The sequence below is a fragment of the Paraburkholderia ribeironis genome, from assembly GCF_900019265.1.
GTDB classification, from domain to species: Bacteria; Pseudomonadota; Gammaproteobacteria; order Burkholderiales; family Burkholderiaceae; genus Paraburkholderia; species Paraburkholderia ribeironis.
On record NZ_CYGX02000043.1, the window covers coordinates 1 to 15,453 of the forward strand.

The window sequence follows — 15,453 nt, forward strand, 5'->3', positions numbered from 1 at the left end:
TGGACAACCCGCGATTCAACCTTATCGGGAGGTGCCACCCCGCACTAGACTCAACTGCAAATCTATCCGTCGAACCGGGTCAACCTCAAACGTCATGAAGTCTTTTGAGGTGTCCCAGCCACTTCTCAGTCAATGGCACCGGGCTGTACTCCTAGTGCGGGTAATGGGAGCCACATAACGTATCACCGAGACACTACTTGACATTCCTGGTGGTTGTCGTTAGCTTTTCAACCTGAGCTTGAGCCAAGAACCGCTGGTCGCGGGCCGTTCGAGAGGTAGCAGGCAAAAAGACCGATTCACTTGGCTTGAGCTGCATTTGTCCAACGAGACGCATCGCAATTTGAACGCGAGCGGGCTAGTCGACCGGACGAATCATCCATTAATTTTGGAGGATTCGTTATGTCGATTGGCAGTTGGAACACTTCTCTTTTCCGCTCTTCCCTGTTTGTCCATGGGGCGCTCGATAGCCGACCGTCACGTTGCCGTGCTCTCGAAACCCGGCCTCACGACACTCCTTCCCGTTTAGGTAACAGCTGTCCATGCGCGCTGCAGCGCTCAGCGCAGTGTTGCCTTGGTTCACACATCTCGACCGACAGGCTCCGGACCATCAGCTTGTCGTGCATCGTCGTGGCTTGGGCATCGCGACGTCAGTTCTTACCTCATAGTCTGAATGCGGTGGGTCCGTCAGCCACGCAACGGGCCCGCCACGCCGTATCCCATTCTTTTGCTGCCCGGAACTCCGAACCTACCGGAGTCGGTACTGCGTCGCTATCTCACGCCGGTCGTCCCGATATCGTGCCCTCGCAAATTCACTTTGGTTTTGGCGGAGGGGCGTGAATATGACCGGAAAAGTGTCGAAGGGAGCATCCGCACATGCGGCCGCATCGGAACATTGGGAATCTGACCGCGATGGTCAGCTATCGGTGCTGTCGAAAGCTGGAGAACGTATCGACACCAGCGGCGAGATTTGGCTGTTAGCGGCAGCGAAGCGAGTCAATTGGGCATGCATGCCGCTCGCTAAAGGGCCAGTCTTGCATGCTGTTCAGGAGCATGTGCGGAATCTGATTCGGACAGGAAGCGCGGATTATGTGTTCGCGCAATTTCAAAATTTGCGAAGACTGTTTGCTGCCGGCAAATCGGCGAAATTCAGCATCGATGTTCCTGAGGCGTATGACGAAACCTTCTTCGTCAAAATCAGGCAGGCCTTGAGTGATGTTCTTAAGAGGCAGCCTGCTGCCGGCAACAGGAAAGCGCGTGATGTGGACGGCGGGCGAACAACTGCGAAACCGAAAAACTCGCGTAAAGCCTTCTCGAAGGGGACGATTGCCAATACGTTGGATGCCTATCGGCGATGGTTCGTCTTTTGTGCCGACGAGGAGTACGAGGGGTTCGACCAGGAGCTGGCAACAGTTCTCGAGAATCAGGTCATCGGGGGTAATCCGAAAGGGCGTGCTGTGCTCAGCGACGACCCCAATGAGGGCCCGCTTCGACATGTCGAAACACTTGCACTACAGGTCCGGCTCCTGGCGGAAATGCAAACGCCTCCAGATTCGCTCGATGAGCTCCTCGTTATGTGGACTTGCATGTCGTTCGGGATATACCCCAAGGCGATGCAGTATCTGAACGAGGAGGACCTCATTCGTACTGACCTGCCAGACGGAGGAGTGAGATACGAGCTACGTATTCCGAGGCTGAAAAAACGAGGGGTGAATCCGCGCGACGAATTTCACGTGCGGCCGGTCGACCCTCGAATCGGCAAATTGTTCGAACAGAAGAAGCTCGAAAACCAAGCTATCTGGAAGTACGCGTTTATGGGGCGTGACAGCCGTTATATGCAGCGGCCGATGTTTCCCGCCTCAAGCCGAGATTTGTCACTCGTGGGTACGCCTTTTGAGGCGCACGCAATGCGCTCGAGGAAGGCCTGGTTCGCCAAGCAGCTTGAGCACTTTGTCGAAAGAGCGGCCATTCGAGCGGAAGATGGTTCGCCATTGCGCGTCACTGCGCGCCGCCTTCGGTATACGTTTGCAACCCGGCTCGTAAAGGAAGGGGCAAGTCCGACGGAACTGGCGCAGGCTTTAGACCACTCTGACCTGCAGCATGTCATGGTCTACTTCAACAACCGGTCCGACATGGTTGTCAGCCTCGACAAGGCCTTTGCGCTTCGCCTTGCTCCAGTTGCCCAGATTTTCATGGGCGTGGTCATCAAAAACGAAACAGAGGCGTTGCGTGGCGACGACCCCGCGAGTCGAATCCACTTCGCTGACTCTACAGAGCAGAAAAAGACGTTGCGCCCGGTCGGCTCCTGCGGGTCATTCGGATTCTGTGGTTTGCATGCTCATATAGCCTGCTACACATGTTTTAAATTTCAACCCTGGTTGGAAGGGCCTCACGAAAAGGTGCTGGAGGAGCTTTTGCGGGAGCGCGAGGACCTACTTAATCGCGGAGCAGACTTGAAGATTGTGGAGGCGAACGACCTTCCTATCCTCGCCGTTGCGCAGGTGGTACGGCGATGCCAGGAGATTATCCAATACGAGTCGCAGACGCAAGCATGAAACTTCAAACGAAACTTCAATCGGCGGTCGCTGAGGTCGTTGGCGCATTCATCAACAAAGCGCGTGCTTCTAACCCATTTGGCGATATCGAGTGGGATGACATTGTTTGGGAGGTCCCCAACAAGGCACGTGCGTCAGACGGCAGAACAGTCGAGCGGATTTGGTTCACCGCAGCGTTCGTGGCGAAAAGTACCCGTGCGAACGCAGTGGCGTTTCCTGGCCCGTTTGGAGATTTTGTGAAAGCCTATGCGTGTCACATCGAAAGGCAAAATCCGGAAGGCCTCTCAACGCTCTACCACAACATCCAGGTTCGGGCGTTCCGTTACCTGTACGCGGCGTTCGGAAATACTCGCCAGAATCCTTGGGAAGTGCGGCCGGCGCATTTTGACGTGGCCATAGGAGAGTGTCAGAAGCGAGAGGAACGCAGTTCGGCATATCGGATTGGTGTTGCGCTAGCGGCAATTGCCAACACCATGGACGAATATCGCCTCTGCGAGGTGAGGCTGAATTGGGTAAACCCGATTCGACGAGACACGACCGACGGCGGGATACAGCAGTGGAAAGTAGGTCAAGAGGCGAAGGAGAGGCGCAACAAGAAGCTTCCCACTTCGGCACTGGTAGAGACCGTCGGAGCCATATCAAACAGGGATGACCTGAGCGACTCTGACCTGGTGAGGCAGCGAGCAATGGAGCTATGCGTTTGCTGCGGATTCCGGCCGTGCGAGTTGCTTACGCTTCACGTCAAGTGCTGGATAGAAGAGCCGCAACTCGATGAATATGGACAGCCAATGCTCGGTCCCGGTGGCAAACCGGCGATTCGCTACGGAATCAGAAATGTACCCGCGAAGCGGGGATTCGAGAATACGCAAATCAAATGGCTGCCAACGGTGATGGTCGACGTAGCAAAGCGGGCGTTAAGTGATATCAAGAAGGTATCGGAGCCGTTCCGGAAAATAGCCCGGTTCATGGCCAACCGCCCGGGTCGGACACTCCTTCCCGAGCCGTGGCACTCGGCGTCAGGTGAAGAGTTGCTGAGCCTTGCGGACGTATATCAGGTGGTCGGACTCAGTGCGGCGGACGCTTTAGGAAGCGCCAGAGAATTTGTACAGGATGCCGGAATAACAGTTGTCAGCCTAGTTCAGGACCGGATGAAGGTCACGGCTGTTTCCAAGTGGGAACTTGAGCAGCACCTTGTAGAAAGGTCCGGCGGGGAGACAGTCTTTCCTGCAGAGCAGGCACATCACGAACTTAAGGACTGCCTGTTTGTATTTCCAATTAACTTCTTTCATTCGATACGCGCAAGCCTTAATGGCACTGCAACGCTGATGAAGTACGGGCAATTCAGGGATTGCTTCGTCGGGAGGGCAACGTCCAAATCGATTTTTGAACGATTGGGCTATCGTGATGAAGCGGGTCGCCCACTGAAGGTGACCGCTTACCAGTTTCGCCACTGGCTCGACACCATGGCTGAGGACGGCGGCATGTCACAGATTGAGATTGCCAGGCATTTTGGCAGGAAGGATATCGGGCATAACGCTGCATACAACCAAATGACAGGGTTGGAGCTGGCCGAGAGCATTCATAAGAAGCGTACTAAAGGCAAGGTGCAGGGGCCGGTCACTGAGGCAGCGCTAAAAATCAAGGACCCTAAACGGAGAAGCGAATTCATCATTTCGTCCACAGTGACGGCGCATCCGAGCGATATCGGCATATGCGAGCACAACTGGTCGGCAACACCATGTCCGAACGGTCGCAAGTGTATCGCATGCGATACACATACTCTCGAAAAGGGAAATCCGGACCACATTGCTCGGACGCAAAAACTCAAGAGTGAAGCGGAGGAATATGTCGAGTTGGCGCGGCAAGAAACAGAGGACGGTACGACTGGCGCCAACAATTGGCTTGAGTTTCAAAAGCTTACCGTTGAGCGCTGCGATGCAGCGCTTGCCGTTCATAACGATGCATCTATTCCCGACGGAACACTGGTCGAACTTCCCTCACTCAGGAGATTTGAAGATGTCAACGACAACGGCAACCAAAGTTCGTCGGAGAGTGAAACGCAGGCTGACGAAGAATGAGGTCACACTCTTGGCAAAGCTAATAACGGGTCTCCCGTCGAACCAGGCTGTTTCCTGGGAGAGTATTGTTGCCTTGGCCAAGCGCCAGTTTGACCACGTGTGGACAAGGCAAGCACTTCAAGCTCATCCTGACATCAAGAACGCCTACAGCGAACATGGCAAGCTACATTCTCAGTTTTGCAAGACTGGGAAAACGCCTCGCGCGACAGCTCCCGAAATCGATGTGCTCCAGCAGAAGCTCGACAAGGAACAGGCGGAGAACGCCCAAAATCGTGAGACCTTGCGTCAGTACGACGAATTGTTGTGCACGTATGTGACCAACGCTCTCAAGCACGGCATTTCGCCGGAGCAACTTGCTGCACCGCTTGTTCGGCCCTATCGTGCCCAGAGCGACAGTCCTCGTCCTCGTACGAAGAAGGCTCGACAATCGAGGAACTCGTAGATGCGACACTCTCTTCGTTCGTTTGACGCGCACCAAAGGCACTTTATGCGAAATCTTCAATCAAAAAACGTTCTGAATTTCGATGGGCGTCGGGTGCTCGATGACGACGGCAAACAAGAGATTGATGGCGTAACATCGATGGGGGGCAGCACTGAGGTGCCTGTCGGGCTCATTGCGGAGCGCCTCTTTGATGCACTGCCCATGGCTTGATGACCGGCAACTGGACGACCTTGTCAGACGGACTTCGATGTACAAGCCAATGTTGTGGTTCGGCTGAACTGCTGAGGTTGCTTGTCCCTCGTCGGTGGTCTTCCGCTGTGCGGTTGACGTTCGTGATGAGCGTCAACCTGGCGCCGACGGCGGCGGCTGGTCATCCTTGCTGCTATTTGCGTCCTGGAAAAGGTCCGATATCGAGGCGTCGAGCGCAGCTGCCAATTCCAGCAGGTCAACAACCATCGGATTCGCACTTCCGTTCTCCAGCCGGCCGACATAGGTGCGGAACCGGTGTGCCTTGAGCGAAAGCGCTTCTTGACTGAGACTTGCTTCACTGCGTAGCCGTTTTACATTCGCTATCACTCTGGTTGTAGCGTCCGTGTCTGACGGCTGCTGCCGGTCGGTGGCTCGGTCACAGAAGAAATCGACCACGTCTACTTCCAGTGCCTCTGCTAACCGCAAAAGAGTCGAAAGGCGGGGGTTCACGCGCCGTCCCTGTTCGATGTCCGCAAGGTTCGTGCGAACCAGTGACGCCCGCGCCGCGAGTTGGTCTTGCGACAGGCCCTTACGTTTTCGAATCGTTTGTAGTCGTTCGGACAGCCCGACGGTGGCGGCTTCATGGAGCTTCGGCATAGCCCGAAAGCATCCCTTGCAGCCAAAAAATATTCTACTATATTGCAAGAGTACGCTTGAAAAGAGTACTCTCGAAACGATACAATCGCTGTCACTCTTTGACTCGGCGGTGTGTCGAGCGTACCTATCTTTCGCGCCTTGGCTAACGTTCACGCGGTGAAACACGCGAGCAACGAGTGTGCGCAATTGATAAGTCCATGACGCTCAGTCGCACATGCCGACGGGTGAATTGAAAAATTGCGGTCAGACGAACCGGTAGCTTCTTCCGAATGGGACACACACATGGTCTTGGTTTTCTTCTGTATCAGTGGAGTACTGGGGGCGATTGAGCGGCATCCGTCCATAACGACGCGGGACACTGAGGCTGAGGCGACTCATTCTTTGGACACCGACTCCCGGCTGTTCGCAGAGACCATTGACCCGTTTCCGGGCGCGGTCGTCGTTGTCGCTAACGATTGGCCCCTCATCTATGGCCTCAACACCCTGAAGCAGGAGTGTGTTCCATTCGGACATCGCATCGTGAACTCAGTGAAGCTCGTTGGCGGAACAAAGCAGGACGCCATACTGACATATATGGCCTCCCGGTCCGAACCGTACGTCGTGGTCGCGTCGTCGGATTTCGAGTTCAGCGAGATGACTGCCGAAAGGCGTGTCAACGTTGATTCGGAGGCGGGTTTTGACGCCGACGCTGCGAACCGCCTGCGAGAGATTCTTGAAGGATACGGCGAGGAAGCCAAAAGGCCTCTGTCTGCTGATGAGGCTCTGAGTGCAGCCGTCAACAATCCGATGTTACGACATATGCAAAAGTACGTGACTGCGTCATAGGCACATCACAGTTGGTGAGGGAACTGAACCCTGCGACTACTACGAGTCTTGTTTCCTGAATATTCGCATCGGTAGCTGGCTAGGCCAGACTTCCGATTCCCGTGTGCGAATTGATTGGTACAGGAGACCAAAGGCGCTCCTAGGTAGACCATGAACGTACTTTTTCTCGACATCGACGGCGTCTTGCATCGAGGCAACTCGTATGTTGCAGGAAGCCGCATCGCCAGCAGTGCGCCCGGGCGCATCGAGTTGTTCGAGTACGCTCATATTCTCGATGACCTGCTGTCTCTGTATCCGTCCTTGAACATTGTCCTTTCTTCTGACTGGGCTTATCGATTCGGTGTCGACTACACGCGCTCGCAGTTGCCGTCTCCGTCATTGCGGGCAAGGGTCATAGGCGCGACGTATCAAGGTTGCGAATTCGACGAACGGCTATGGCCGCTATTATCGCGCGGCGCACAGGTCTTGGATTTTGTTCGGCGTCAGGCTCCTGTCTCATGGATTGCGATTGACGACAGGAAAGACGGATTTGAGAGCTGCATGGAAAAGCTCGTGCTTTGTCAGTCCGAGTGCGGATTAGGGGACTCGGCCGTTGTCGAGCTTTTGAGAAGCAGGTTGCGGCAGGAGTTTTCGTAAGCGGCAAGAGGCATTGTAGACATATGGAGCCGCTGTTGATAACACCAGAACTTGAGGTTGAGTGATGCGAAAGAAATTTCGTCGCGCGAAATCACGAGTCGATTCGAAGAGCCGCCTAAAGACGGTTCTCGATGACGCTTTCGACCAAAGTATCCGAGAGTATCTCGATGCAGTGCCCCCTCGCGTGTACGTTGAGTTGAGGACAATGTCGTCATTCGAACTAGGATTGCGGTTTAAACGGGCGCTGCGAGATGCGCTGTACGACAGACATCACGGTGGAAGACGGCGGATGGCTGAGCCGTGCTGAACCGGGTGAGCGAGGACCGCGAGCATCTTGGGACGCACCGGCTTGCACACTTTGCTCCCCCGGGCCACGAAGGAAGTACAGGCTCTCAATCTAATGCAAGCACCGTAACAAAGCCGTTGCTGCCACTTTCAATATCACTTTTTAAGGCAACCGGATTGTGGAGAGTGTGTTCAGTGTTCCAGATGACGCATACAAGGTGATTCGCATCTTGATGTTTTTGGTAGCGTGCAATATCGACAATTAATTCGTCGGCAATTTTTCTTTGAGAGTGAGATTTTTTGGCATATTTGACTTCGACTGCAATTTTCTCTGGCCATATTAGGAAGTCGACGCGGGAACTGGTGGCGGCGTAGCTGGGGCAGTATTCTTCAGCTCGGACATCGTCGAACTCGAGATGCAGAAATGCCCTCATCAAATCTTGCACGTCATATTCGTCGCGAACGTCCAGCGTGTCTCTCTTTTCGTGACGTCTCTCTTTGACAAGGTTGCGACTTACCTCGGGTAGGCGCTCTACGAGGCGAACGAGGCGCTTGAGCGCCGGTTCGGTTACGCTGACATTTCCAAGCTCAAGCGCATGGTCTATGGCGTCTCTGACCTCGGTGCACATGGTGTAGGCATTTTCGACTTCGTCAAACCACGCATCACCATGCCCTTTGTTTATCTTGAGCAACTTTGCCGCGTGCATGTCAGCCATGTTGCGAAATGCAGTCGCTTCATCAATGAAACGGGCAGGAGTAGGAAATCCATCTGGAATCCTTAGATTGCTGAAGTTGGTCTCGGCGTTAAGAACGATATCCCTGATATATCCGACTACCTCATTGAAGTTAGCGTACGGCTCTCCGTCGCGCCCGTATCGGGCGCCTCCAGCTTCCGTCATCGCGACGCGATACGTTTTGTGATGAGTGTCGAGAAACTGCCTAAGGTATTTAAGCGTTGGTTTGAGCGTCTCTACAGTTGTGGTCATAGACTTTCGTGCTGTCACGTATTTGGTGAGGATACGGCTATTTTCGCTCAAGAAGTCGGAGTTCGCATCCCATTGCATCCCGCGCAGAAGAGTTAGAAAGACAGCAACGCTAGAAATGACACGTCCGTGGGAATCGGTCGCTCGTGCTGGATTCCAGTTGAATCATAGAGGCTCTGCCGGGCGATTCAATTGTTGAAATTAAAGGGCGACATGGTGTTTTTTGCCAATGTCGCCGATGTGGCGCGCAGGAATGCGCGCAATTTCGCGACTTGTGCATCACACCCTCCGAGTCGCTACCGTCACATTAACCAATCTGGCCTGCGGCGACCCACGCTTGGTGTCACGGGCAGGCCTCCGGCTGGCAATAGGGGGGGGCGCCCCGAAACCTCTAGTGGTCGGCTTCCCAAAGCGCTGTACTTTTTGAGTTTTGTACAGTACCGCGAACGCCTTGTCCGACAAGGGTTTTCGGCATGTACGCGTGCATGCGTACAGCCTGTTTTTTTGCACACGAACAGGTATCAAAGCACCTAAGAAAACGTGCGAGAACGTTGTGAGCAGACGCATATCAGTCCTTCGAAGTGTTTTTGCGCAGCCGCGCTTCGGCCGAAGCCCGCGCCCTTGCGCGCCCCAGGTCGATGGCCTTGCGGACGTCCCTCTCAATGGCGCCCTTGTCATGCTCCGGGGCCGCCAGATTGCCAAGCTCACCATCCCGTTGAATAAGCCAGAGCGCGGTCGCAACGATGCCGATGCCCACTGAGGGGTCACCCGCCTCAAGGCGCTGCAACGTGGGAACAGAAACCCCCATCCTCTTGGCCCAGGTTTTCAGCGACTCCTTGCGCCGCAGGCGTGCCACCGCAAGGTCGGCCCCCAGCTTTTCAAGAGCGCTGACAGTAGCGGGTGGGAGTTGCAGGAGGGCACGGGAGGTCTTTGGCATACAAATAGATAATAGTGCGCATGGTCATTTCGTCAATATCTATGTGTATGTTCATGCTGGTCGCAGTGGAGTTGGCTTGCTCCCTCAATAGACAGACAATACCTTTACGAGGAACATGAAGGCCCGTGCTCCAACGCGCCAAGGTGCCAAACGAGTGGAGGCAAACATGGGACGGGTCGAATGCCCAGACGCGGGCCGCGCTGGCATCGATTGAACAGGCAGTCGCGCACGACGCACAGGCGTATCGGAACGATGCCGGGGAACTGCGGATTCCCATGCGCTGTGTCCTGGCTTACGCACTCAAAGCATAGCGCTGGCTGCTTTAGACCCTCACGATGTGATTCTGCAACTCGGTACCGAATGGCAACTAGGCATGTCATCATGCCGATGTTCGCGAATCCCCAAAAACACCGGATTGATATCCGCCAAGCGATTAAAATTCCCGCAGTATATGTGTTTTGTGCGGCGCAACAATATGGGGCGCGGCCGACTGTGCACCGTCAGTCACAGACTAGAAATCGCGAACGCCAGCGGGGGCAAATGTGAACGTGTTTGAGTTTCGTCAGAATCTCGTCAACGAATACGCGGACTTCACCAGAAGCTTCACGCGTATCAAAGCCGGCGACATTCGGGCGTTCGTTGACGCCGAATATGCATCGCAGAAATATTGGCCAGAGCCGCTCATTCAGGTCAACCCTAATTTTCAACCCGGAGGGACGGTTGAGGCATTGTGTCAGGCTGGTCTACTCGATGCGCATTGTGCCGAAATTTTTCGCTTTGGCAAGACGAAGACATCGGCCGGACAATCGCTGCCTCTATATAAGCATCAGGTCGAAGCTATCAGCCTAGCTGCGGCTGGCGAAAGCTACGTCTTGACCACAGGCACCGGCTCGGGCAAGTCACTTTCCTACTTCATCCCTATCATCGATGCCTGTCTCAAGGCCAAGGCGGTCGACAACGCGCGGCGTACACGTGCCATCGTTGTCTATCCCATGAACGCGTTGGCCAACAGCCAACTCGAGGAACTAAAGAAGTTCTTGGGCTCGGAGCCGGGCATGCAGCCGGTGACGTTTGGCCGCTTTACGGGGCAGGAAGGGCCCGACGAACGCGAGCTGATGAAGGACAATCCGCCTGATATTTTGTTGACCAACTTCATGATGCTCGAACTGCTGCTGACGCGGCAGACCGCGATTGACCAAGAGGTCATCGCCAATGCGAAGGGATTGAAGTTTTTGGTTCTCGATGAGTTGCACACGTATCGCGGGCGTCAGGGGGCGGACGTCGCTTTACTGGTTCGTCGCGTTCGAGAGGCATTGTCCGAAAATCTTGTTTGCATCGGGACTTCGGCCACGATGGCCACCGATGGCACCGAAGTGGAACGCAATGCAAAGGTGGCTGAGGTCGCCTCACGGTTGTTCGGCACACGGATTCCCGTGACCAACATCATTACCGAAACACTCCGTCGTACCACGCCTGAAGTGGAGACGGAAAAAACCATTTCGAAGGCTCTGGCCGCTGCTATCCAGGCTGAAGTTCCAATGGACCTGAGCTTCGATGAGATGGCCAAACACCCGGTGTCGGTGTGGGTCGAACTGACGTTGGGGCTTACCTACGAGAGCGGCAAGCCGAGACGAGCGAAGCCAAAGACGCTGAAGGACGCTGTCAAGCTACTAGCGGAAGCGACTGGTTTGCCCGAGGAGCGCTGTGGCGAGTACTTGAAAAAGTTCCTTTTGCGCGCCTACAACACTACCGACGTCACCGGCAAGTCACTGTTTGCATTCAAGCTGCATCAATTTATCTCCGCAGGCGGAAAGGTCTTCGCGACCTTAGAGTCACCAGGCAAGCGCGCACTGACGTTGGAGGGTCAACAGTTCGTCTCTGGAGACCGCTCGCGACACTTGTATAACGTCCATTTCTGCCGGGATTGTGGCCAGGAATATATTCCCGTATGGGACCAAAACGAGACAGAAGGCCGCACATTCAAAGTTCGCAACATCGACGAGCGCGACCTCGAGGATGACGGTGTCAGGTCGGGTTATCTGATGCCTGACGTTGATGGCACATGGAGCAGTACTGAAGCCGAAAACCTTCCGGAAACATGGGTCGAGGAAAGAGCAGACGGCGAATGGCGAATCAAATCCACGTATAAAAAATTTGTCCCACAAGCGGTCAGAGTGGGAACTGATGGCGTCGTCGCAACTGACGGCGGAATGGCGGCGTGGTTCGTTCCAGGAAGCTTCCGCTTCTGCCTTGGTTGTGGCGTGGTGCAGACCACGAGTGGAAAGGATTCGTTGCGACTTACATCTCTGTCTGGAGAAGGGCGGAGCTCGGCAACGACCATGCTCACCCTTTCTTCCTTACGCTACCTCTACGAGCAGGACAATGAGCTTTCGCCCGAAGCAAAAAAGGTTTTGGGCTTTTCAGATAACCGGCAGGACGCGGCGCTGCAAGCCGGTCATTTCAATGATTTTTTGCAGGTTCTGCTTACGCGAGCGGCCTTGTACTCTGCGCTTGAATCAGCGCCTGAGAAAACTCTTGCGGAGAGGGATATTGCAAACGCAGTATTCGAGGCGCTTGGCTTCCATCGCGATGACTACAGCGTCCGTGCCGAATACATGCAGCAGCCCGGTGTCAAAGGCGCGGCGCGTCGGCAGGTCCAAGATGCCATGCGTGCCATCCTCGGTTATCGAGCATTTTCCGACCTGCGTCGAGGTTGGCGCTACAACAATCCCAACCTCGAACAGCTGGGTCTATTGGAAATCCAGTACCAGGATATTGATGATTGCGCGGCCGACCAGGATGAATGGACGGAGGCGCCTCGGGTGCTCCAGGCTGCGAGTCCTGCCGAACGTGCGTTTGTGCTGCGGAAGCTGCTCAACTTCATGCGCGAAGGCCTGTGCATTGCATCGCGCTACCTTGACCGCTCTGAACTTGACCAGATGCGCACTCTCAGCTTTGCCAACCTCTCCGAACCTTGGGGATTTACAGAAGACGAGCGACCTACCACTGCCAGATGGTTTGTCACCGCACGCCCAACAGATGAAGAGAGCGCGCGTCTGAAACGTCAGAGGCTCGAAGAGTACTTGCTCATCGGGTCCAGTCGTTCGCGGCTTGGGCGCGAACTCCGAAGGAGTAGTACATGGGGCGGTCACAACCCGTTCTACAAGGACATCAACGACAAGACATACGGCGCAGTCATTGAAGCGTTACTGAAAGCAGCGAAACAGTATGGCCTGGTCCAAGACGAACAGACCGACTTTAGTCTAACTGGATGGCAGCTAAAAGGCAGCCAAATGTTGTGGACAGCTGGAAGCGGAGTCAGCGCACGGCTGTCTCAGGACAATGCATTTTTTCGCAATCTCTACCGTAACATCGCGAAGCTCCTGACCGAGCCGGCACATCGATTGTTCGATTTTGAGGCGCGAGAGCACACTGCCCAGGTTGAACAGGAAGACCGGCTTGAACGTGAAGCGCGTTTCCGCTATACGGAGAAGGACCGTGATGCGTGGCGTGAGCGGTATGGGCATGAGCTGGAATGGCTGCCCGTACTCTTTTGCTCACCGACCATGGAGCTTGGCGTCGACATTTCTTCCCTCAATACCGTCTACATGCGCAATGTACCGCCGACGCCGGCAAACTATGCGCAGCGAAGCGGTCGAGCCGGACGCGCCGGACAGCCGGCGCTCGTCATTACATATTGCGCGAGCCAAAGCCCGCATGACCAGTACTACTTCCGGGAGCCCGTCCGCATGGTTCACGGTCAGGTTAACCCGCCATCGCTGGACCTTGCCAACCGTGAGTTGGTGCAAAGCCACTTGCAGGCAATCTGGCTAGCTGAGACGGGGAAAAAGCTTGGCAACAGTATCCGCGACCTGCTTGATATGGAAAAACCTGCGGAGCTACCGTTGTCTGGTGACTTGGCCGACGACCTTGGGCAGCCTGCCGCGCGGCAAAGGGCTCAACAACGAGGACTGGCAGTTCTTCAGATGCTGCAGGACGAGCTCACACCAGAGCGAGCAACATGGTTCACGCCTTCGTGGCCGGAAGAGGTGTTCCAGCGCGCATTCAACGAATTCGATTTATCGTTGAACCGTTGGCGAGACCTCTATCGTGCGACAGTGCGCCAGATTGAGCTCAACTACCGCATTGAAAACAATCCTGCGGCGAGCGAGCGCGAGCGTCGCGAGGCTCAGCAGCGGCACAATGAGGCACGCAAACAGCGCGACCTGTTGCTGGCGGGCGACAGTGCATTCAATAGCGATTTCTACACATACCGTTATCTTGCAAGCCAGGGGTTCTTGCCTGGTTATAACTTCCCGCGCCTGCCGCTCCTGGCGTACATCCCGGCTCGGCGCGGCAACATCGGACGCGAAAGTTTTCTTTCGCGTCCGCGCTTTCTTGCTCTGAGCGAATTCGGACCCTATAGCCTTATTTACCACGAAGGCAGTCAGTACCGCGTGACCAAAGCGTTACTCACTATAAGCGGACAGGACCAAGTCGCCGAGGGCGCCAATTTGCCGACCGAGGTGGCTCGCCTCTGTCCAGTATGTGGCTATGGTCACTTCCGCACGCAGCGCGATGCCGACCGATGCATTTCGTGTGGTGCGTCGCTGGACGAAGCGAAGATTGTGAAAAATCTGTATCGCATCGAAAACGTCGCCACAAGGCGTGTCGAGCGCATTACCGCCAACGAGGAAGAGCGGGTCCGACAAGGTTACGAAATGCAGACCACATTGCAGTTCGCGGAAGCGGACGGCAAGCTGCAAAGAATGAGGGCTACTGTCAAGGATGAACAGGGTCCGCTGCTTGAGTTGCAATACGGGCCAGCTGCAACTATCTGGCGAATGAACTACGGCTGGAAGCGTCGCAAAAATAAATCGGAGCAGGGATTTCTTATTAATCCCGTTACTGGCCAATGGAAGGGCGGAGAAAATGGAGCAGGCGACGATGATAGTGACGATGCGTCGCCCGACAAGACCACGCCACAGACCATTGTCCCATTTGTGGAAGACCGCAGGAACATCCTGGTGGTCATGCCGCATCCGCGACTGGGCGTCCTATCGCCAATCACAATGACCACGCTGCAGTACGCTTTGAAGCGGGGTATAGAGTCGGTTTATCAGCTTGAAGAAAGCGAGTTGATGGCTGAGCCCTTGCCAGGACGCGACTTGCGACAATCCATCCTGTTCTTTGAGGCAGCCGAAGGCGGTGCAGGCGTGTTGACCCGTATTGCGACAGAGACCGAAGCGTTACGGTCGGTCGCTGCCGAGGCGCTCGAAATTATGCACTTCAATCGTCCGGTGGAAGGCCATTCATGGAAAAAGACGGAATTGACGCAAGAGACGGACGACCACGGTCATCCCCTTTGTGAAGCCGGCTGCTATAAGTGCCTGCTGTCATATTACAACCAGCCCGACCATCTTCTTATTGACCGCCAAGACCATGATGCAGATGGTCTTGTGCTCGACATATTGTGCCGATTGACCCGCTCCAGTTCTGAAAGGGAAAACCCCGAACGAGCTATCGACGCGCACGTTTCCAACCTCGAGTTGACGTCGAACAGTAGCCTCGCAAATAGATGGCTAACTCACGTTGACGAACGTGGCTATCTGAAACCGGACCGTGCCCACCATCAGCTCGCGACGGTCGGTGTAGCTGCCGATTTTTTCTACGACGACTACAACCTAGTCGTTTTTGTCGACGACACGCATCACGAGAGCGATAACACGCGCGCGAAGGACGCCGAAATCGACAGACGCCTAGAGGACCTAGGGTACATCGTCGTGCGATTCGCCAACGAACCCCATTCGTGGCCCGCTGTGTTCGCGGCCAATGTGGACCTGTTTGGTCCTGGTAATAAAGACTGAAA

10 protein-coding genes are annotated in these 15,453 nt (G+C 55.1%); 7 read left to right on the plus strand and 3 right to left on the minus strand.

The features are described from left to right. Positions 1–839 precede the first annotated feature (839 nt). From BN2475_RS19420 to BN2475_RS34300, 4 genes are read left to right on the plus strand one after another with little or no spacing between them, the layout of a single operon-like run. A complete protein-coding gene (locus BN2475_RS19420) occupies positions 840–2,552 on the plus strand; it encodes a tyrosine-type recombinase/integrase (RefSeq protein WP_094781133.1) in 1,713 nt (570 codons plus the stop codon). After that, entirely contained in the window at positions 2,549–4,630 is a 2,082-nt protein-coding gene (locus BN2475_RS19425; protein ID WP_094781134.1) for a hypothetical protein, read from the plus strand. Before BN2475_RS19420 ends, BN2475_RS19425 begins: the two co-directional genes overlap by 4 nt. Positions 4,631–4,640: 10 nt before the next feature. Next, a complete protein-coding gene (locus BN2475_RS19430; RefSeq protein ID WP_143325820.1) occupies positions 4,641–5,072 on the plus strand; it encodes a hypothetical protein in 432 nt (143 codons plus the stop codon). A gap of 45 nt (positions 5,073–5,117) precedes the next feature. Then, positions 5,118–5,282: a hypothetical protein gene (locus tag BN2475_RS34300; protein WP_218023703.1), complete on the plus strand. Its 165-nt coding sequence runs from the start codon at positions 5,118–5,120 to the stop codon at positions 5,280–5,282. 132 nt (positions 5,283–5,414) lie between these two features. Here the strand turns inward: BN2475_RS34300 and BN2475_RS19440 are convergent, their stop codons facing one another. Continuing rightward, a complete protein-coding gene (locus BN2475_RS19440; RefSeq protein ID WP_094781137.1) occupies positions 5,415–5,918 on the minus strand; it encodes a helix-turn-helix domain-containing protein in 504 nt (167 codons plus the stop codon). 381 nt (positions 5,919–6,299) lie between these two features. Here BN2475_RS19440 and BN2475_RS19445 point away from each other — a divergent pair, with 381 nt between their 5' ends. Together BN2475_RS19445 and BN2475_RS19450 are read left to right on the plus strand one after the other, a co-directional pair. Further along, entirely contained in the window at positions 6,300–6,743 is a 444-nt protein-coding gene (locus BN2475_RS19445; RefSeq protein WP_245841416.1) for a hypothetical protein, read from the plus strand. A gap of 150 nt (positions 6,744–6,893) precedes the next feature. Continuing rightward, positions 6,894–7,379 (plus strand): HAD domain-containing protein, encoded by a 486-nt coding sequence (locus BN2475_RS19450; protein ID WP_094781139.1) that lies wholly within the window; start codon positions 6,894–6,896, stop codon positions 7,377–7,379. Positions 7,380–7,771: 392 nt separating this feature from the next. Here BN2475_RS19450 and BN2475_RS19460 read toward each other — a convergent pair whose 3' ends face one another. Together BN2475_RS19460 and BN2475_RS19465 are read right to left on the minus strand one after the other, a co-directional pair. After that, the gene (locus tag BN2475_RS19460) at positions 7,772–8,650 is read right to left on the minus strand and encodes a PD-(D/E)XK nuclease domain-containing protein (RefSeq protein WP_143325821.1); all 879 of its coding nucleotides are present in this window, start codon (positions 8,648–8,650) and stop codon (positions 7,772–7,774) included. A gap of 565 nt (positions 8,651–9,215) precedes the next feature. Next, positions 9,216–9,584 (minus strand): helix-turn-helix domain-containing protein, encoded by a 369-nt coding sequence (locus BN2475_RS19465; RefSeq protein ID WP_094781142.1) that lies wholly within the window; start codon positions 9,582–9,584, stop codon positions 9,216–9,218. A gap of 542 nt (positions 9,585–10,126) precedes the next feature. Here BN2475_RS19465 and BN2475_RS19475 point away from each other — a divergent pair. Further along, a complete protein-coding gene (locus BN2475_RS19475) occupies positions 10,127–15,451 on the plus strand; it encodes a DEAD/DEAH box helicase (RefSeq protein WP_094781143.1) in 5,325 nt (1,774 codons plus the stop codon). Positions 15,452–15,453: the final 2 nt, after the last annotated feature.